Origin of the sequence: Kribbella sp. NPDC003505 (assembly GCF_040610875.1) — a bacterium.
Taxonomy (GTDB): Bacteria; Actinomycetota; Actinomycetes; order Propionibacteriales; family Kribbellaceae; genus Kribbella.
This window is the reverse complement of the sequence record NZ_JBEXNA010000012.1, coordinates 1-19224: the sequence shown is the minus strand read 5'-3', so window position 1 is coordinate 19224 and position 19224 is coordinate 1. Positions and strand designations below refer to the sequence as shown.

The window sequence follows — 19224 nt, the reverse complement described above, 5'->3', positions numbered from 1 at the left end:
ACCTCGCGCGGTCCCGTTTCCGGATGGTCATCCGTCGACTGCCGTTGGTTGCCGGTCACCGTCTAGATTGAGCCGGGTGCTGCGCAAGCTGGTGATCGGTGTGGCGGTCGTCGCCACGCTGGTGGCAGGGGTGGGGACCGCGCGTCTGGTGCTTCCGTGGACCGATCCTGCCCGGGGCGTGGTGAAGCAGTTGGCGTTCCTGCGCGCCGAGCTCGAGGGTGGCGCGGACCTGGCCGCGCAGAAACAGTTTCCGGAAGGTTTCTTCTTCCTCAACGTGCTGTACGGGCTCAGCTGGGTCCAGGTCGGCATCGACGACCCGGCGCGCTCCGCCCACGCGACCGCGGAGGTGCGCTGGGCGCTCGACCGGATCGCCTCCGAGGACGGGACCGCTCCGTTCGACGCGTCGCTGCACCCGCGGTACGGCGTCTTCTACGCGGGCTGGACGAACTGGCTCCGCGGCGGCCTGATCGCGCTCGGCCGCTCCGAGGCCGCCGACCGGGCTGCGTTCAGCAGCGATTCGGTCGAGATCGCCGGCGCTTTCCGGACCGCTAGGACGCCGTTCCTGGCCGCCTACCCGGGACAGGCCTGGCCGGTCGACTCGGTCGTCGCGATCGCCTCGCTCCGGCTGTACGACGCGCTGGTCGCGCCGCGCTTCGACCAGGCCGCGCGCAATTGGGTGACGGCGGCGAAGACCCGGCTGGATCCGGCGACCGGGTTGCTTCCGCATCAGGTCGTTCCGCAGGTTTCCGGCGCGCGGGGCTCGTCGCAGGCCATCATCCAGCGGTTCCTGGTCGACATCGATCCGGCGTTCGCGCGAACGCAGTACGCGAACTTCAAGGACAAGTTCGTCAACGGGCTCGGAGTCCGCGAGTATCCGCAGGGCACCAGCGGCCAGGGGGACGTGGACTCCGGGCCGCTGGCGTTCGGAATGAGTCTTTCCGCGACGGTCGTCGCGCTGGGCGCGGCCCGGATTCACCACGACCCGCTCGCCGAACGGCTGGCGCGGACGGGCGAGCTGGTCGGGTTGCCGTTCAGCGGGCTGAAGACGAAGCGGTACGCGTTCGGCGCGGTGCCGATCGGGGACGCGTTCCTCGCCTGGTCGACGTCTGCCCGGCCGCTGGTCGCCGCCGCCCAGCCGGAACTCGACGGCGAGTCCGGCTGGTGGCGACTTCCTTGGTTGGTGCTGCTCTGGCTACCGGCGTTGCTCCTGTGGGGCGCGCTCCGGCTCAGGCATCGCGACCGAAGACGCCGGCGAGCGCGTTGAGCTTGCGCGGCAGGTCGTACTCGGCGCCGCCCTCGTGGCCGTTGTAGGTGAACACCTCGATCTGCGCCGGCCCCGCGTAGGCGTGGTAGGCCGCGAACACCGTGGACGGCGGGCAGATGTTGTCCATCAGCGCGACCGAGAACCACGCCGGGCACGTCGCCCGGGCGGCGAAGTTCACCGCGTCGAAGTACGACAACGTGCCGATCGCGGTCTCGGTCCCGAACCGGTGCCCCTTCAGCCAGCGCGCGATCTCGGCGTACGGCCCGTTGTCGGTGATCTGCGACGCGCGGCGGAAATGACTCAGGAACGGTACGTCGGCGATTGCCGCGGACAGGTCCGCGCGCAGGCCGGCGACCGCGAGCGCGAGCCCGCCGCCCTGGCTGCCGCCGATCACCGCGACGCGGTCGGCGTCGACGTCCGGGCTGGTCCGCACGGCATCGACCGCCCGGACCGCGTCGGTGATCAGCCGCCGGTAGTAGTGCTTGGCCGGATCCTCGATTCCGCGGGTCAGGAAACCCGGTGCCGAGGATCCGTGTCCGTCCGGCGCGATGTCCGGAGTTTCCGAAACGGTTTTTCCGCCGCCGCCCTGGCCGCGGTTGTCCATGATCAGGTGCGCGTACCCGGCCGCGCTCCAGGTCAGCCACTCGTACGGAATCCCGCGGCCGCCGTTGTACCCGATGTACTGCACGACCGCGGGCAACGGCCCGGTGCGGTGGCGGGGCAGGAGCAGCCACGCCTTCACCGGCTGACCGCCCCATCCGCTGAACGTCACGTCCTGGACCTCGACGGTCGCCAGCTGTGCGTCGTACGGCGCGAAGCGGGTGTTGATCGGCCGTCCGGCGGCGTCGTCGAGCGTCTGCTTCCAGAACGCGTCGAAGTCCGCGGGTTCCTCCGGCTCCGGCCGGTACTCGCGCAACCGGTCCAGTGGCATGTCGACCAGCATCAAGTGTTTCCTTTCAGTGGACTTCAGTGGACTTCAGCGGACTTCAGCGGACTTCAGCGGACTTCAGTGGAAGCAGGCAGTGGCGGCGTTGCCGTGGCGACCGGCGGTGTCGACGACGATGCGCCAACCGGGGCCGCGGCGGGTGACCGCGACGCCGGGGTCGGTCCTCGTCAGCAGGAGATCCGGCGTGTCGAGGTCGACGGTGACCGACGGACGGGTCTGGGTCGGATCCGAGATCGCGACCGTGCCGCCGGCGACCACGACGGAAGCCGGTCCGTCGGCGGTCAGTTCGGCGACGGTGCCGGCGCTCCAGAAGTTGGTCGCCAGGACGCTCCTCATCCGGACCGCATGCGCCGTGGAGTCGGCTCGCAGTTTCTGCACCGGGAGCTTGCCGGCGAAGGACTTCGTTGCCTCCAGCGTCGCGGTCGGCAACTGCACGTAGTAGTAGCCCTCCGCGACCGGTGCCGCGCCGTGGGCAATCCATACGGTTTGGTATGGCCGGGTGACGGGTGTGTCGGTGCCGTACTTGAGGTTGATCTCCCGCCAGGTGGCGGTCCGGTTCTCGCGCAGCGTCCGGATCGGCGTGCGGTCCGGGAAGACGTAGCCCCCGGTGCCCTCGAGGTGACACCAACCAGGTGCCGCGGTGAACGTCTCGTTCCCGGTGCGCAGCTTGCGGTTCTCGATGATCGTCTCGACCGTGCCGTCGCCGGTGATGTCCGAGCCCACGCACACCATCACGTCGTCGATCAGGAACCAGCTCTTCAGCGCCCGCAGGCCGGTCCCGTACCCGCGCAGGTCCATGCCGTACGCACCGATCGTCCGCTGCGGAACCGCGGCGCCGCCCACCCAATCGGCCTCGCTGGTGCTGCGGAAACCGTAGGAGTCGGCCAGTCGCCGGGTGTCGACCGTTGTCCCTGGCAACCGGTACGGGTCGACCGTCGGCCAGTAGTCGCCCGAGTAGTGACCGAGGTCGTCGTCGTACAGCAGCACCATGCCGTCGGAGAGGTGCCAGCCGTGCAGGTTCTCGGTCTGGATCGACTCGTAGTTGTAGATCCGCGACGAGTAGGCGCTCAGACCGATCGTGAACGAGGGTCGGTGATGCGCGACCTTGTCCATCCGCGGGTACTGCTTGTGCAGGACGAGCGGGCCCCGGGCGGGCGCCGGCGACGCCAGGATGTTCCGGGCCGCCACCAGCGAGGCCGGATCCGTGACCTTCAGGAAATCCCGGAAAGTGTCTTCGGTGATCCACTGCTTGACGAGCGCGGTCAACAGCGCGGCACGGTCTGCCGGCGCGGCCGGGATCAGGCGGAGGGTGCCTTCGATGACCGTCTGCGTCGGGGCGTGGTTCTGTTTGCTGGGCCGGGCGATCTCCCGGCCGCACACCGAGCCCATCAGGTCACCTCGCACCATCAACGGGTCGAAGGCGTCGGTCACCCAGCCGTAGATGTTCTCGAGGTCCGGATCGGTTACGGTCCACTCGGTGCCGCCGAGCAGGTAGAGCAGGGCGGAAAGCGTTCCGAGCAGTTCCTTGCCGTACCCGCCGTTGTACGGGTGTTTGTAGTGCTGCAGGAATGAGCCGTCGCTGTAGAAACCCTCGCCAGTTCCGTCGACCCGGCCGGGGGCGTCGTTGAACGCGAGTACGCTGTTCGCACCGCTGCCCTCGACATCGCTGATCGCGTCGCGCACGCGGACCAGTGCGGCGGTGTCGCCGTCGAGGACCGCGCGGGTCGCCACCACGGTGGCAATCCACACCCGGTTCGCACCGGTCGCGATCTGGCGGTCGGCGCGCCACAGGTTCGGGTCCGGCGTGTAGTGGTTGATCGCGTCCGTGTACTTCGTCCGGGTTTCCGCCGGGATCGCATCGAACAGCAGGACCAGGATGTCGGCGAACGCGGCGGCGCCGCCAATCTCCCAGTCGTAGTCGTTGTCGTAGCGCGGGAGTGTGGGGCTGTAGCGATTGGTGTACATCCAGTCGAGGGCACCGCGGATGTCGTCGGCAACGGAGGCGTTTCCCTGGTACGCCGATCCGTTCGTGGCCCAGGCCACCGCGATCTGCTTGATCCGGCGGAAGTTCGACGCGACGTGGTTGGAAAGCGTTGTACTCGCGAGGTCCGGCCAAAGGGTCGTGCGGCCTGCCGAGCGGTCGAGGGTGCTGAGCGCGGACTGGGCCAGGCGGTCGACGCGGGCGATCGCGACCGCGAGGTCCGGATCACTCGGGTCGACGGTCGGGCCGCCGGTGAGCAGAGTCTGCCAGCGGAGGCGGAGCTCCTCGGTGGACCCGGCGGCCCAGGTCGGTGTGGGGAGGGCGAGGAGCGCTGTTCCGCCGAGCATGCCGCCGAGGACAGTACGTCGGCGGAGGGTGAGGTCAGGCATGTGTGGGTCCTCTCAGAGAGCTAAGGCGATCGCCTTCGCGCCGGCGGCGTTGGGGTGCAGACCGTCGCCGCTGTTGAAGTCGGGACGGACCCGGGCCGGGTCGGCCGGGTCGCGGAGCGCCGCGTCGACGTCGAGGAGGCCGTCGAAGAGGCGGCCTCGCCGGAGTACGGCGTTGACGTCGCTGCGGACCTCGTCGAGGGCTTCGGTGTAACGGATCCAGCCCTTGAACGGGCCGATGGTCGCGCCGATCACCTCGAGGTCGTGATCGTGCGCGCGGCGTACCAACTGGTCGTAGGCCTGCAGGATCCGTGCCGGGTCGGTCTGGCTGGGTGGCTGCTGGATGTCGTTGATGCCGAGGAACACGACCAGCGTCCGGAGGTTCGGCAGACCGAGCACGTCACGGTCGAAACGGGACTGCCCGCTGGGGCCGAAGCGGGCGTCGTCGAGCAGAACACGGTTTCCGCTGCTTCCGAGGTTGGCGACGGCGGGGCGCCGGCGGAACCGCGCGGCATACTGGTCCGGCCAGCGGAGATTCGCGTTGTCCGGCGTGCCGACCCCTTCGGTGATCGAATCGCCGAGCACCGCGACCACGCGACGCCCGGCCGCCGGGACGTCGACGCCGTTGAGCAGGAACACGGAGTTGGTCGGGCGGTCGCCGATGGAGCCGGTCGCGTGCACGTTCCGGTGGAAGCTCAGCGGGCCGGTGGGGCCTGGCAGATACATGCTCACCGCCAGATCCCCGCCGTCCGGTACCACCACCTCCACCGGATCACTCACCACACTCGCGCCGGCCGCGAGCAGGATCCCCGGCTCCCCGCCGAACAGCACCGGCTTACCGTTCGCCGCCACCGGTCCGACCACTACAGGCGCCGTACCGAACGGATTCGCGAACCGCAGCCGAATGCCGGCACCTGTTCCTGCCGAGAGGTGAAGGGTGTAGCGCAGGGTGGTGTCGGTGAACCCGGCGCTTGCGTCGGCGTCCGTCGGCGTCGGAGCAGTTTGCGCTGTCGCCCAACTCGCGGCCCACTGCCCGCAGGTTCCCACCGGCGATCCCGAGCCCTGCCTGCCTGGCGCAGCAGCCGCCGATCCCCCACCCACCGCGCCAACCAACCCACCAAGAACCCCACCGGCCGTCCCACCAAGAACAACGCGTCGCGACACCCCACCAGCCGTCCCGTCTGACGACACCCGACGCGAGCCCTCCTGAGCGGCGGTCTCGTGGGTGTGTTGGGTCCCGGGCATCAGCAGGTCGCTGTCGGGTTGAAGTTGGCGGCGTAGATGCCTACGGAGTTTCCGCCGGTGTTGCCGGACATCGTGTTGCCGCAGATCTGGCCCTGGGGTGTGCGCATGAACTTGATGCCGCCGGAGGCGTTGTTCGTGATGGTGTTTCCGTAGACGTTGTTGTCGGTACCGTCGGTTTCCGTGTCGCCGCCGAGGCGGACGCCGGCGCCGACGTTGTCGTGGATCGTGTTGTAGCGGAACGTGTTTCCGTTGCCGCGTGCGTCCAGTCCGCCCGAGCTCGGGTCCTGCTGCCGGCTGCAGTCGTTGTGCTCGACCACGTTCGCGGTCGAGTTCTCCTTCACGTCGACGCACTCGTTGCCGTACGTCGCGATCGTGTTGTCGTGGATGTGGTTGTTCCGGCTGCGGTCGGGCTGGTCGTCGGGCGCGCCGTTCTCGCCCTGCTGCTCGGGCGCGGTGCCGAGGTAGATCCCCTCGCCGTTCTTCCCGCCGTCGCCGAACGTGAAGTCGTACACGCCGCACGGGCCCACGGTGTTGTCGTGCACGTCGGCGTTCGTGATCAGGTACCGCAGCCGCAGGCATTCGCCGCCGGCGTTCTTCAGCCGCATGTTCCGGATCGTCACCGTGCCCACGCCGTCACCAGGCGACGTGCTCATCACGTACACGAGCTTGTCCCGGTATCCGTCCTTGCTCGACGAGGAACCGAACAGCCCGTCGATCGTGAACCCGTCCAGCGTCACGCCGTCGTGCTGGACCTGGAGGATGCGCGAGTTTCCGGCGCCTTTCACGACCGCGCTCGACGGACCGGTGATCGTGACACCGGACCGGATCGTCACCGCATCCTGGAGATAGGTGCCGGAGGCAAGGTGTACGGTCGCGCCGCGGGGAGCGACGTCAAGCGCTTTCTGGATCGTTGCGAACGGCGTACCGGTCGACGTACCCGAGTTGGCGTCGTTCCCGGTGGTGGCGACGTAGTAGTCGGTCGCGGCGTGCGCCGGGACCGCGGGCAGCGCCAGCGCGGCGCCGAGAAGCAGGATCGGGACAGCTCTGGACATGATGGTCCTCCTGAATGGGCGGTTGCTGCCTATGAGTGGTCGGCGACGAGCAGGCCGACCAGAACCGGAACTGTGGTGCCGAGGAGCAAGGGACCGGCTGGGACCGGAAGCGAGAAGACCGGTGCGGCGACGGCGGCGCCGAGGAGTGCGGTGCCGCGCGGAACGGAGGTGAAGGCCAGACGGAACGCCGTACGACGCCAATCGGCGGGCGTTCCGGACGGGTGGCGGCCCGCGGCGACCGCGAGCGCGAGGTGATAGGTGACCGCGGCGGCGACCAGGCCGACGTGGATCATGAACAGCGTCAGCACGAGTGGTCCGGAACGACCGGACAGGAACGACAAGTTGCTGGCGGCAATCAAAGCGGCGATGGTCATCAGCACCGAGTGCGGGAGCAGCGGGCGCCAGTACCTGCGCCATCCGGCGAACACCCCGCTGAAGCACCGCGTGTCCCCGTCGGTGCGCCATCGGTTGAGCGCGAACCCGACCGCCGCCAGGGCGGGAAGCCACGTCACGATCCCCAGGCACAGGATCGTGAAGGCCGCACCGGCCATCGCCGGGCTCGCGATCCAGCCGAGCCAGTCGAGTGCGCGGCGGCCGAGCCCTCCCCCGGTCATACCGTGATCCGCCTGTCCGGCGTCACGATGACCGCGCGGATCCCCACGCCGGCCCAATCAGGCCGACTGTCGGCGCTCTCGACTGTGCCCTCGTCGTCCGGGAGCAGCACGGTCTCGTCGGCAAAGGCGACTCCGTAGCCGCGGGCGAGGTCGAGGCGGCGTGCGGTCGGTGGTGCCGGGCGCAGCGCCGACGTGGGTTCGATGGTCGTGAGAAGGGTGGCGGTCGTCGTCCGGCGAGCGGTGGCCCGGAGCGTGTGCATGGTGCGGGTCAGGCGGAGGCTGGGCGTGCTGGACGTCGGGTTGGCCTCGACCGCGGTGACGGCGGACTCCACGGACAGCGGTGTGTGCAACCGGACCCAGGCTTGCGCAGACCCCGACCGCAGCGCGATCTCGTCGCCGTACTCGATCGGCCAGTCGGCGTGCAGCAACAGTGTCCAGTCGCGTGGCGCCTCGGCCGCGCACCGATCGAGCAGGACGAGCCGGCCCGCGGGCGTGAAGACGAGGGTCCGGTCGAGTCGGGTGATGCCCAGCTCGGGCGGGTACATCGCCGCGATCTGCGCTGTGGCGTGGGCCGTCCCGTCGGCCGCGTGAACGTCGACCATACGCGCCTGGCGCTCGTACGGAATTCCTTTGTAGACGTGGTACCGCTCCTCGTCGGCGTACCCGAGGCCGTCCACCAGGATCAGGTTGTGGTCGCCCGCGCGCTTGCGATTGCTGTATCCCTCGTCCACGGCCAGGAAAGCGCCGCGCGAGATCAGCACGAACGATCCCGAGTCGGGGTGATGATGCCCGGCGCTCAGCGTGTCCCAGCCGCGCTCGCGGTCCAGCCGGTGCGATGTCTCCCACGCCTGATGCCCACCGCCCGGCGCGGCCTTGAACGACACCATCGTTGCCTCGTCGTCCCATCCTGTCCGCGCCGTGACCAGGCCGAGGTCCGGGAAGTACGCCGACAGCGGCGCGTTCTTCGCGGGATCGACCGGCGAGAGCGAGTCGTCGTACCAGAGCAGCTCGAGATACGCCTCGGGCATCACGCCGGGTTTCACACCGCTCGCGTACGCCTCCCGCCAGAAGAAGCGCTCGGACACGAGATCCGCCAGCCACTGCGCTTCGCCGATCCGGTACACGGAAGCGAGTTTCCGGTACAGCGCGACGCTGTGTCCGCTGCGCCGGTCGTGGCAGTCGCCGTGATCGATGTTCTCCTCGAATCCCGGCGCACACTGCTGCAGCCGGTAGGAAAACGTGTTCGCGAGGAACCGGCAGCGCTGCCACCAGTCGAGGCCTTCCCGATCCTGCAGCATGTCCAGGTACGTCGCCAGCCACGGAACGCCGTACCGCCAGTAGACGACGCCCTCCATGTCGGACCCGTCTGCCGGCAGCAAGTCGACGACCGTCTCGAAGTTTCGCTTGGCGCGCTCGGTCCATTCGGTGCGGCCCAGCGCGTAGCCGGCCGCGGCGAGTCCGGTGTAGCAGATCCAGTTGTGGTTCTGCCAGTACGACGAGCTCCACCACGAGCCCTCGGTCTCGACGGCGAACTCGTACAGCCGCGACCCCTGGAGCTCGAGCTTGGCGCGCAGGTCGCCGGCCAGCGCGAAGTCGTCGCCCAGCCAGGCGTAGGCGAGGGACAGCCCGTGCAACAGCCAGCCCGCGTCGAGGTCGTGGTCCGGGAGGTGGGCCTTGCCCCAGTGCGGGAAGCCGATCGCGGCCGAGATCCAGCGCTCCGCCTCGACGCGGTACCCCTCGTGGCCGGTCAGGCGGTAGGCCAGCGCGAGATTGGCGGCGGCCGGGCCGAAGTACGTGATGCTCGCGGACGGGTGCTCGGTCGGCGGGGTCTGCGTTCGGTACCAGTCGCACTGCTCACGCAACCGCCGCCACTGAGCGGCGTACCGCCCGTCGAGGCCGCCGCGCACCTCGTCGATGCGATCGTCGAACATCACAGTCCTCCGATCGCGTGGTCGTTTCCGTCGACCGTGATGACGTCGCCGGCCAGCCGGACGTCGAGCGGCGTAGTCGAGTAGACGGAGCAGTACGTCGCGGTCGCGCCGACAACGGTCCAGTCGAGCCACGTCCGGGCCCGCTGCGGATCGTCAGCTGGACCGGGGCCCGGGCGAGTCACCGGTACGGCGTCGGCGAGGTGGTAGCCGTACAGCGTCTCGTCGCCCGACCAGGTCGTCCGTACGGCGTCCGGACCGACCTGCACGGTCAGGTCGACGTCCGGGCGGAACTGCAGCACGATCTCGCGCTCGCGATCCGCCGTCACCCGGACGACGTCCACCAGGTAGCTGTTTCCGGAAATGAGTTTCCGGGTCGCGCGGACCCCGTCGTACCAGCCGTCGACGGTGGCCGTCACCGACTCCGCGTCGGAGGTCAGCCGGCCGGTCGCCTCGGCAGGTTCGAGGCCGTCGATGCGGATCGTCGGGTGCGCGGTGGCCGACTTGTAGTGCGCGCGCCACTCGGCCTGGCCGTACGGCACCTGGCCGGGGTCGGGCTGCCACGGCGTCGTCGCGCCGTACAGGTAGAGCGCGAGCTTGTCGTGGTGCCCGTGGGAACCGCCGTGCGGACCATGGTCGAGGATCGCCTGAAGACCGGGCATGCGAAGCACCGCGTAGAAGGAACTGACCAGGAACGACCCACCAGCCGGGGCAGCGTGAGCGACTGAGGTTGCGGTGCGGGGTGGCCCGCTGAACCAGTTGGTCAGCTTGTCCTCGAGGCCGTCGTGGTCGGGGCCGACCTCCGCCAGCGCCCGGGCCGCAACAGCGCTCAGGTCGTACGCGGTGGTGAACTGGCCGGCGAGCGAAGCGATCTCCAGCCACTCCAAGGCCAACGGAGTCCGGAGATATGGACCGTCGTGCAGGGCCGGAAGAATGCCGCCGTCGGTGGCGATCGAGGCCAGCGCCGCGATCATCCGCTCCAGGCGATCAGGCACCGATGACGGATCGGCACCGCGCAGACTCAGCAGATAGGCCCGCAGAACGAAGCCGTGGTAGTACGTGCTTCCTTCCCACTCCCAGCCGTCCTCGCCGGTCGCGGCTTCCATGTGCGCGAACTGGCCACGTCCGCCGGTCAACCACTCCTCGGCGCCGGACCAGCTCTCGCCCCGAACAGCGGCGGCCGCCTGACTCGCGGTCGTCCCGAGGGCGTTGAACCACGCGGTGTAGTTCGACGAGAACTTGTCCTGGGCAACCATCGCGTCGCGGGCCCGGCGAGCTCCGGCGACCATGTCGTCGAGCATCGGGAGCGTCTCCCCCAGCTCGGCCCGGCCGGCCAGGTTCAGGATCGAGTGGGCGATCGGCACGCCCCACACCGCATCGGTCAGCGCCTGGTGGAACAACCGTCCGCGCTGCATCCACCCCTGCGCCTGCTCGTGCTCCCCCGTCTTCGTCAGCTCCAGGTACAACCGCGCGTACGACGTGAGCAGGTCGGCGCCGCTGCCGTCGTACGAGAGCAGCCGGATCCGCCGTGCCCAGAAGTGATGGGCGAGGACCGTCCATGCGCCGCGGACCGCGGGCGTGTCGACCCGGCAACCGTAGGAACACGGAACGCCGCCCTCCGGAAAGTTTCCGGATTCGAATCCGACGTGCGCCAGCTCGACACCGTGTGCGGGACACACGTACTCGTGCCACCAGCCACCGCGTTCCGTCGGCGGACTCAGCGCGGCCACGTGCCACCGTCGATGTCGATGGTGATGCCGGTCAGGTACCCGGACGCCGGCAGCGCGAGGAACCGGACCGCGTTCGCCACGTCCTGCACCTGTCCGGCGCGCCCGATCGGCGTCCCCGCGATCATGGTCGTCTGCGCCTGCGCCGTGGAAAACGTGTTATGAAACGCCGTGTCCGCGATGTATCCGGGGGCGACCGCGTTGACCGTGATCCCGCGCGGTCCGAGCTCCTTCGCCAGCCCCTTGGTGAACCCGCGGATCCCGGCCTTCGCCGCCGCGTAGATCACCGAGCCGGGACCGCCGCCGTTGTGCGCGGCGAGCGAGGCCATCGTGACGATCCGCGGGTTCGCCGACTGCGCGAGGTGCGGAATCGCCGCCCGGGTGGTCCGGAACGTCGCGCCGAGGTTCACGTCCACGACCTGCTGGTAGTGCTCGTCGGTCATCTCCTCGACCGGGACCCGCCCGATCAGGTGGCCGGCGTTGCAGACCAGCACGTCGAGGCCGCCGAGGAAACCGACCGTTTCGTCGAGCAGCCGGTCGACCTCCGCCGTCGAGGTCACGTCGGCACCGACCGCGATCGCCTTCCGGCCGAGTTCCTCGATGTCGGAAACGGTCTGCGCGGCCGCGTCGGCGGACTTTCCGTAGTGCACCACCACGTCCGCGCCGGCCGCCGCCAGGCCGAGCGCGATCCCGCGGCCGATGCCGTGCCCGGCACCGGTCACCAGCGCGCGCGTCCCCTGCAGTTCCCCGGTCATAGAAACAGTCCTTCCGTCGATTGTCATTTGATGCCCGCGGTCGCGAAACCTTGGACGAAGTAGCGCTGCCCGATCAGGAACAGCACCACCATCGGCACGGTGGCCAGCGTGGTGCCGGCCATCAGGAACGCCCACTGGGTGTCGTTCTCGGTGCGGAACACGGACAGCCCGACCTGGATCACCCGCAAGCTGTCGCTCTTGGTCACCAGCAGCGGCCAGAGGAAGTTGTTCCACGACCCCTCGAAGGTGAGCAGTGCGACGGTGATGAACGCCGGTTTCACCAGCGGCGTCATGATCCGCGCGTAGATGCCGAGCTCACCGAGGCCGTCCAGCCGGGCCGCCTCCTCCAGCTCCACCGGCAGGTCCAGGTAGAACTGCCGGAACAGGAACACCGAGAACGGACTCACCGCGCCCGGGATGATCAGCGCCCACCAGGTGTCCAGCCACCCGGTGCCGCCCTGCCCCGTGATGTCGTTCCCGCCGAACAGCGGCATGAACCGCACGATCAGGAACTCCGGCAGGATCTTGGTGTACGTCGGGATCATCAGCGCCCCGACGAACCCGAGGAAGATCAGCGAGCTCCCCCGGAACCGCAACCGTGCCAGCGCGTACCCGGCCATCGACGCGATCAGCACGTTCAGCACGGTGTGGCTGAACGCGATCACGAAACTGTTCCGCGCGTACGTCGCGAACGGCGCCGCCCGCAACGCATCGGCATAGTTTCCGAAAGCCCATTCCGTGGGGAACAACCGGGGCGGCACCGCGGCGATGTCGCCGGGCGTCTTCACCGAGGTCAGCAGCATCCAGACGAACGGCACGATCATCACGCACGAGATCGCGGTCAGCGTCAGATACAGCGCGATCCGGCCGGTCCGGACCCGCGTCGAGGTGTCAACGGGTGCCACGGTCGCCTCCGGTGATCCGCCGGTTCAGCAGGGTCAGGAACAGCAGCAGTGCGAACAACACCAGGCTCTGCGCGCACGCGTATCCCATCCGGAACTCCCGGAACGCGGACTTGTAGATCTCGTAGGTCATCATCGTCGTGCTGTTCGCCGGCCCGCCGTCGGTCAGGATGTAGACCTGGTCGAAGGACTGGAAGGCGCCGATCACCGAGGTGACGAAGACGAAGAACGTCGCCGGCCGCAGCAGCGGCAGGGTCAGGCTGAAGAACTGCCGGACCTTCGAGGCGCCGTCCACCGACGCCGCCTCGTACAGGTCGGTCGGCAGGCTCTGCAGCGCCGCCAGGTAGATCAGCATCTTCAGGCCGATCCCCTGCCAGATCCCGACCACGATCACGGCCGGCATCGCCCAGTCCGTCGAGGACAGCCAGGCCGGGCCGTCCAGCCCGAGGAACGACAGGACGGCGTTGGCGAGGCCGCTGCGCGGGTCGTAGATCCACAGCCACACGAGCGCGACGGCGATCGTCGCGGTCACCTGCGGGATGAAGATCGCGGTCCGGAAGATCGCCCGCCCGGCCAGCCGGGTGTTCAGCATCAGCGCGATCAGCAGCGCGATCGCCATCGCCACCGGAACGGTGAAGAACGTGTAGATGCTGGTGTTCAGCACGGCGCGCCGGAAAACGCTGTCGGAAACCAGGTCGCGGAAATTTTCCAGCCCGACGAACCGCGGCGGCGTCAGGACGTCGTACGACGTGAAGCTCAGCACGACCGCCGCGACCAGCGGAATGCCGATCCAGATCAGCGCGTGCAGCACGGCCGGCGCGACCATCAGCAGACCGGCGCGGCGGCGGGCGCGCAGCAGCCCCCGCTGCCGCGGCGGGGCTGCGGACGGTCCGGGTGCGGCCGCGCGCACCCGGTCCCGGGTCGACACCATCGTTCCGCTCACAGCCGCGAGATCGCTTCCTTGCTCAGGTTCGCGAGCTCGTCGATCGCTTCCTTGGCGGTCCGCTTGCCGACCACGGCGGTCTCCAGCGTGGTCTTGATCTTCTCCCGGATCTCCATCCAGGCCGCCGTGCCGCCCTCCGACCGGGCCTTGCTCATGTTGTCCAGGGCAAGCTTCACGAAACCGTTGTTCTTCACGTAGTCCGAGGTCCGCAGGTCCTGGACGCCCGGCACGGAACCGCGTTGTTCCGCGGTCGGCAGGATCGATTCCGGCGTCCCCATGAACTCGACCAGCGCCTGGGCCGCGGCGGCGTGCTTGGTCGAGGCCGAGCGCGCCACCATCGTGCCGCCCTGCAGCATCGCCGGCACCTTGTTGGCCAGGATGAACGCGCCGACCTTGTCCTCCGCGAGCAACTCCGGGTTCTGCTTCTTGAGCTGCACCCAGAGCGAGTTGTTCGACATCATCATCGCGGAACGGCCCTGCTGCAGCGTGGTCGGCTGACCGGCCGACGACTTGAACGAGTAGTCCGCGGACTTGTCCTTGATCACGTCGAGGAACAGCTGCAGCGCCTCGACACCACGCTCGTCGTCGAACCTGACCTGCTGCCCGGCATCGTCGAACAGGTTCCCGTCGTTGGCGAACAGGAACGTCTCCCAGCACTGCCGCAGATCGATCGAGAACGGGTCGAACCCGACCCGGGTGAGTTTGCCGGAGGCATCGGTCCGCGCCAGTTCCTTGGCCATCGACCGCAGCTCGGCCCAGTCCTTCGGCGGCGCGGTGATCCCGGCCTCGGCGAACAGGTCCTTGCGGTAGGTGACGATCCGGGTGTCCAGCACCATCGGCAACGCGTACAGCTTGCCGTCGAACCGCGACGGCTCGAGGACGCGGTCCTCGTAGTCGTACCGCTTGGCGAGCTCGTCGGGCAGCGGCGCGAGCACCTTCTTGTGCGCGAACGGCGGGATCCAGCCGACGCCGAGCATCACGACGTCCGGCATCAGGCCGCCGGCGAGGCTGGTGGTGATCTTCTCGTTCAGGGCGCTGTAGGTCGTGTAGTCGACCTTGACCGTGACGTTCGGGTTCTTCTGCTTGAACGCCGGCAGCAGCTTGCCCTCGAGCAGCGTCTTGCCGGTGCTGCCCTCGAACAGCGGGGTGAGCAGGCTGATCTCGCCTTCGACGGGCCCGTCGGCGGCCGCCTGGGTGGTGCCGCCCGACGCGGAGCACCCGGTGGCCGCGGCGACGGCGCCGAGCCCGAGGGCGGTCAGGACTGATCTGCGGGTGTACTCCATGGCGCGCCTTTCGTGATGCTGCGGAAGAGGAGTGGTGCAACGATCTACCAGCCGGAGCGGCGCAACTGTGCGCGGCTGGTGCAACGATGCACCGCATGCTAGGAACGGATTTCGCGCCACGTCAAGAGGTGGATGCCGACGAGCTGTTACTGGACTTTCGGCGACTCGTGATGCATCGTTGCACTGCGATACGGCAGCACCACGGGGTGACAGAATGCGCGGGTGGGCGGTGAATTGAGAACTGGCGAGGTGACGATCCAGCAGGTCGCGACCGAGGCGGGCGTCTCGCCGAGCACGGTGTCGAACCTGCTCAACGGGCGCAACCACCGGATGCTGCCCGAGACCCGGCAGCGGATCGAGCGCGCGATCGACAAGCTCGGCTACCGGCCGAACCGGGCCGCCCGGCAACTGCGGACCGGCCGGAACACCACGATCGGACTGGTCGTCCCGTCGGTGGGCAACCCGTTCTGGGGTGCGCTCGCGCGGCACCTGGAGTCCGCGGCGCTGGCCGAGGGGTACCACGTGCTGCTCTGCAACTCCGAGCGCGATCCGCGGCGGGAGCGCGACTACGTCGACGAGTTGTGGGCCGACGGCGTCCACGGCGTCGTGCTGTGCTCGTCGCTGCCGTCGCTCGAGCACGTGATGCCGCTCGTCGAGCGCGGGCTGCAGCTCGTCGCGTTCGACCGGACTTCGCAGGCCGGGGACCCGGCGTCGCTGGTCAGCATCAGCGTCGACAACGCGATCGGCAGCCAGCTCGCCGCGCAGCACCTCACCGATCTCGGGCACCGCCGGCTCGCGTTCGTGTCCGGCGCGCTGGCCAGCGTCAACCGCAAGGAGCGGTACCGCGGGTTCACGGCCGCTCTCGAGCAGGCGGGGATCGATCCGGCCACGTCTGTGCGCGCTCCGGTCAAGGGCGACGCGGACGACTTCGGTGACGTCGAGGCGTCCGAGCTGGGCCGCGCCGCCGCGGCCGAGCTGCTGGCGCTGGAGGAGCCGCCGACCGGGATCGTCGCGATCAACGACATGTGCGCGCTCGGCGTCTGCCGCGGGCTGCGCGACGGCGGGCTCGAGGTGGGCAAGGACGTCTCGGTGGTCGGGTTCGACGACATCGTGCTCGCGGACCTGTACGCGCCGACGCTGACCACGGTCCGGCAGCCGATGAAGGAGATGGCCGCGGCCGCCTTCACCCAGCTCCGGTCCCGGCTCGACGACTCCGGCCCGACACAGGGCCAGTCGTTGCTGTTCCGTCCGGAGCTGATCGTGCGCGAGTCGACCGCGCCGCCGGCGGAGCGGACGCCGTCGTAAAATGAGCCCGGTGCAACGGATCTCGTCGCGGAATGCCCGGTTCCAGGTGTGGCAGGCATCGCTGACCAATCGCACCAAGCGCCAGCGGTCCGGCGAGTTCCTGGTGCAGGGCGTCCGGCCGATATCGGTTGCCGTCGACAACGGCTGGCCGGTGCGCACGGTCATCACCGACGCGTCCCGCCCGTTGTCCCGCTGGGCTTCGGACCTGCTCCGCCGGCTGCCGGACGTCGAGCGGGTCGCGATGGCGCCGGAGCTGCTGGCCGAGCTCGGCGAGAAGGACGATCCCGAGCTGATCGCCGTACTGGAACTGCCGGCCGACGATCTCCAGCGGATCCCGGTCGGGCCGGAGTTCCTCGGCGTCGTCTTCGACCGGCCGACCGGACCGGGGAACATCGGGTCGATCATCCGGTCCGCCGACGCGTTCGGGGCCGACGGCGTGATCGTCACGGGACACGCCGCCGACGTCTACGACCCGAAGGCGGTGCGCGCGACGACGGGATCGCTGTTCGCGGTCCCCGCCGTCCGCGCGCCGTCGCATCGCGAGGTCCTCGACTGGGTACGCCGGTCCGCGGTGCCCGTCGCCGTGGTCGGCACCGACGAGCACGGGCCGACCGACGTGGACGCCTTCGACTTCACCCAACCGGTGCTGCTGCTGATCGGGAACGAGACCGCCGGCCTGAGTACGGCGTGGAAGGACGCCGCCGATCACCTGGTCCGGATCCCGATCACCGGATCCGCGAGCTCGCTCAACGCCGCCAACGCCGCGACCGCCGTCCTCTACGAGATCTCCCGCCAGCGCCGCACCCGCTAGAGCCGGTGGTGTCACGCCCTGCAGAGGATCTCGCCGTGCAGGATCGAGATCGTGGCGTCGGGCGTGTCCGTCCAGGTTCGCCAGGCCGCTGAGATCGCGGTCAGCGTTGCTTCCGGTACGCCGGATGCGCGTGCCTGGTCCGCGAGCGCCGACTGCAGGATCCGGTCCGCCCACATGCCGCCCCAGAACGCACGGTCCGCGGGGTTGGTGAACGCCCAGGTCGACGTGGTCGCCTCGACGTTGTCGAAACCGGCCGCGAGCGCCCACGACAGCAGCCGCCGGCCCGCATCCGGTTCGCCGCTGTTGGCGCGCGCCATCCGCTGGTACAGCTCCATCCACTCGTCCAGCTCGGGAAGCTGCGGGTACCAGACGAACCCGTGATAGTCGGAGTCGCGGACCGCGACGAGGCCGCCGGGCTTGCAGACGCGCCGCATCTCCCGCAGCGCCTGCACCGGATCGGCCACGTGCTGCAGGACCTGGTGCGCGTGGACGACGTCGTACGTGTCGTCGGGCAGGTCCAGTGCGTGCACGTCGCCGACGACGAACTCGACGTCGAGATCCAGGTTCTCGAACGCCGCCCTGGTGATGTCGAGCGCGGCGGCGTTCGCCTCCAGCGCCGTCGTGCGGCCGGGCCCGACCAGGCGGGCGAGGTCGGCGGTGATCGTGCCGGGACCGGCGCCGACGTCGAGCAGCGACATCCCGGGCCGCAGATGCGCAAGCAGATAGCCAGCAGAGTTCGCCGCGGTCCGCCAACTGTGCGACCGCAGCACCGACTCGTGATGCCCGTGGGTGTACACGTTGTTCATGCCAGGCTCCTTCGCCTTCGCCGATCGCATCCCACGCTAATCGAGAATCTTGCTAAATGAGACATATCGTCTTGTGATTCGAGACGACGTTCATGACCGAATATGGCCAGACCGGAGCGCCCCGGACGCGCGAACCTTGCAGTACTTCGCAACCCAAGGGAGGAATCCGATGCTGGCAAAGGTGTTTCCGATCAAGCTGAAGGACGGCAACCAGGCGGCTGCCGAGGCGATCGTGCAGGAGTTCGCGCCGAAGGGGCCAGGCGCCGAGGAGGGCACGCTGTCGTTCCGGGTGTACCGCGACCCGGCGACCCCGGACTACCTGTTGTTCGTCGAGCACTTCGCGGACCGGGCAGCGTACGAAGCGCACACCGGGTCGGCGGCGTACAAGGAACTGATCGCGGGCCGGTTCGCCGACCTGATCGTCGAGTTCGTCGAGGTCGACCACGAACTGCTGGTCAGCCTGTGAACGACCTGGCGCTGCGGTTGCGGGAACTGCACGGGCAGCCGCCGCTGGTGCTGCCGAACGCCTGGGACGCCGGCTCGGCGCGGGCGATCGAGGCCGCGGGCGCCACGGCGATCGCGACGACGAGCACAGGTGTCGCCTGGGCATTCGGCGTCGACGACGCGGGCGAGCTGACGCAGTCAGCAGCGCTCACGATGATCCGCGCGGTGTGCGCGGCGGTCTCGGTGCCGGTGACGGTCGACATCGAGGCCGGGTACGGCGACGTCGCGGGCACTGTCGCCGCGGTGCTCCAAGCAGGTGCCGTCGGCATCAACCTCGAGGACAGCACCGAACGGGTCCTCGACGAACCGGAGGCGCACGCCGCGCGGATCAAGGCGGCCCGCGCCGTCGACGCCGGCCTGGTGATCAACGCACGGACCGATACGTACCTGTTCGGAGACCGGACCGGAACGATCGAGCGCGCGAAGCTGTACGCCGACGCCGGCGCGGACGTGCTGTTCGTACCGGGCGTGGTCGATCTGCCGACGATCGCCGGACTCGTCCGGGACTCGCCGCTGCCGCTCAACGTGATGGCCGGCCCCGGGGCGCCGTCGGTCGCCGAACTCGCGGAGGCCGGCGTGGCGCGGATCAGCGTCGGACCGGCGATCACCAGCGCGGCGTACGCACTCGCGACGGCCGCGGCCAAGGAGCTGCTGACCAGTGGCACCTATGGGGGAATGACCTAGGGCATGTCTGATAATCCAGCGCCGTCGCGAGGAGGTGCTCGGTGCGGTAGCTCGGCGTGCGGGAGCGAAGGTCTCGATGCGGCGCATC

17 protein-coding genes are annotated in these 19224 nt (G+C 69.2%); 5 read left to right on the top strand and 12 right to left on the bottom strand.

Annotation, left to right across the window (positions count from 1 at the left end):
* Positions 1–76 precede the first annotated feature (76 nt).
* On the top strand, positions 77–1264 hold the full coding sequence (locus ABZX12_RS33045) for a hypothetical protein (RefSeq protein WP_355699379.1): 1188 nt from the start codon (positions 77–79) through the stop codon (positions 1262–1264).
* Here ABZX12_RS33045 and ABZX12_RS33040 read toward each other — a convergent pair.
* From ABZX12_RS33040 to ABZX12_RS32990, 11 genes are all read right to left on the bottom strand, one after another.
* Positions 1227–2207: an acetylxylan esterase gene (locus ABZX12_RS33040; RefSeq protein ID WP_355699378.1), complete on the bottom strand. Its 981-nt coding sequence runs from the start codon at positions 2205–2207 to the stop codon at positions 1227–1229. The genes ABZX12_RS33045 and ABZX12_RS33040 overlap by 38 nt on opposite strands.
* 63 nt (positions 2208–2270) lie before the next feature.
* On the bottom strand, positions 2271–4580 hold the full coding sequence (locus ABZX12_RS33035) for a polysaccharide lyase 8 family protein (RefSeq protein ID WP_355699377.1): 2310 nt from the start codon (positions 4578–4580) through the stop codon (positions 2271–2273).
* Between the two features lie 12 nt (positions 4581–4592).
* Positions 4593–5624 carry a GDSL-type esterase/lipase family protein gene (locus ABZX12_RS33030; protein ID WP_355699376.1) on the bottom strand — a complete coding sequence of 344 codons (1032 nt, stop codon included), beginning with the start codon at positions 5622–5624 and terminating at the stop codon, positions 4593–4595.
* 197 nt (positions 5625–5821) lie between these two features.
* Entirely contained in the window at positions 5822–6874 is a 1053-nt protein-coding gene (locus ABZX12_RS33025) for a right-handed parallel beta-helix repeat-containing protein (protein WP_355699375.1), read from the bottom strand.
* Positions 6875–6903: 29 nt separating this feature from the next.
* On the bottom strand, positions 6904–7488 hold the full coding sequence (locus tag ABZX12_RS33020; RefSeq protein ID WP_355699374.1) for a DUF624 domain-containing protein: 585 nt from the start codon (positions 7486–7488) through the stop codon (positions 6904–6906).
* A complete protein-coding gene (locus ABZX12_RS33015; protein WP_355699373.1) occupies positions 7485–9419 on the bottom strand; it encodes a hypothetical protein in 1935 nt (644 codons plus the stop codon). The genes ABZX12_RS33020 and ABZX12_RS33015 overlap by 4 nt, the downstream gene beginning before the upstream one ends.
* Entirely contained in the window at positions 9419–11146 is a 1728-nt protein-coding gene (locus ABZX12_RS33010; RefSeq protein ID WP_355699372.1) for a heparinase II/III family protein, read from the bottom strand. The genes ABZX12_RS33015 and ABZX12_RS33010 overlap by 1 nt, the downstream gene beginning before the upstream one ends.
* Positions 11134–11898 (bottom strand): SDR family oxidoreductase, encoded by a 765-nt coding sequence (locus tag ABZX12_RS33005; RefSeq protein ID WP_355699371.1) that lies wholly within the window; start codon positions 11896–11898, stop codon positions 11134–11136. Before ABZX12_RS33005 ends, ABZX12_RS33010 begins: the two co-directional genes overlap by 13 nt.
* Before the next feature lie 23 nt (positions 11899–11921).
* Positions 11922–12803, bottom strand: coding sequence for a carbohydrate ABC transporter permease (locus ABZX12_RS33000; RefSeq protein ID WP_355699370.1), 882 nt, complete (start codon positions 12801–12803; stop codon positions 11922–11924).
* The gene (locus tag ABZX12_RS32995; RefSeq protein ID WP_355699369.1) at positions 12790–13743 is read right to left on the bottom strand and encodes a sugar ABC transporter permease; all 954 of its coding nucleotides are present in this window, start codon (positions 13741–13743) and stop codon (positions 12790–12792) included. Before ABZX12_RS32995 ends, ABZX12_RS33000 begins: the two co-directional genes overlap by 14 nt.
* On the bottom strand, positions 13740–15026 hold the full coding sequence (locus tag ABZX12_RS32990) for an ABC transporter substrate-binding protein (RefSeq protein WP_355699368.1): 1287 nt from the start codon (positions 15024–15026) through the stop codon (positions 13740–13742). The genes ABZX12_RS32995 and ABZX12_RS32990 overlap by 4 nt, the downstream gene beginning before the upstream one ends.
* A 249-nt stretch (positions 15027–15275) precedes the next feature.
* Between ABZX12_RS32990 and ABZX12_RS32985 the strand changes: the two genes are divergently transcribed.
* Together ABZX12_RS32985 and ABZX12_RS32980 are read left to right on the top strand one after the other, a co-directional pair.
* The gene (locus ABZX12_RS32985; protein WP_355699367.1) at positions 15276–16331 is read left to right on the top strand and encodes a LacI family DNA-binding transcriptional regulator; all 1056 of its coding nucleotides are present in this window, start codon (positions 15276–15278) and stop codon (positions 16329–16331) included.
* Between the two features lies 1 nt (position 16332).
* On the top strand, positions 16333–17142 hold the full coding sequence (locus ABZX12_RS32980) for a TrmH family RNA methyltransferase (RefSeq protein ID WP_355699366.1): 810 nt from the start codon (positions 16333–16335) through the stop codon (positions 17140–17142).
* A gap of 11 nt (positions 17143–17153) precedes the next feature.
* Here the strand turns inward: ABZX12_RS32980 and ABZX12_RS32975 are convergent, their stop codons facing one another.
* Positions 17154–17948 (bottom strand): methyltransferase domain-containing protein, encoded by a 795-nt coding sequence (locus ABZX12_RS32975; RefSeq protein WP_355699365.1) that lies wholly within the window; start codon positions 17946–17948, stop codon positions 17154–17156.
* A 169-nt stretch (positions 17949–18117) separates the two neighbouring features.
* Here ABZX12_RS32975 and ABZX12_RS32970 point away from each other — a divergent pair, with 169 nt between their 5' ends.
* Positions 18118–18414, top strand: coding sequence for an antibiotic biosynthesis monooxygenase (locus ABZX12_RS32970; RefSeq protein WP_355699364.1), 297 nt, complete (start codon positions 18118–18120; stop codon positions 18412–18414).
* Positions 18411–19136, top strand: coding sequence for an isocitrate lyase/phosphoenolpyruvate mutase family protein (locus ABZX12_RS32965; protein ID WP_355699363.1), 726 nt, complete (start codon positions 18411–18413; stop codon positions 19134–19136). The genes ABZX12_RS32970 and ABZX12_RS32965 overlap by 4 nt, the downstream gene beginning before the upstream one ends.
* Positions 19137–19224 lie beyond the last annotated feature (88 nt).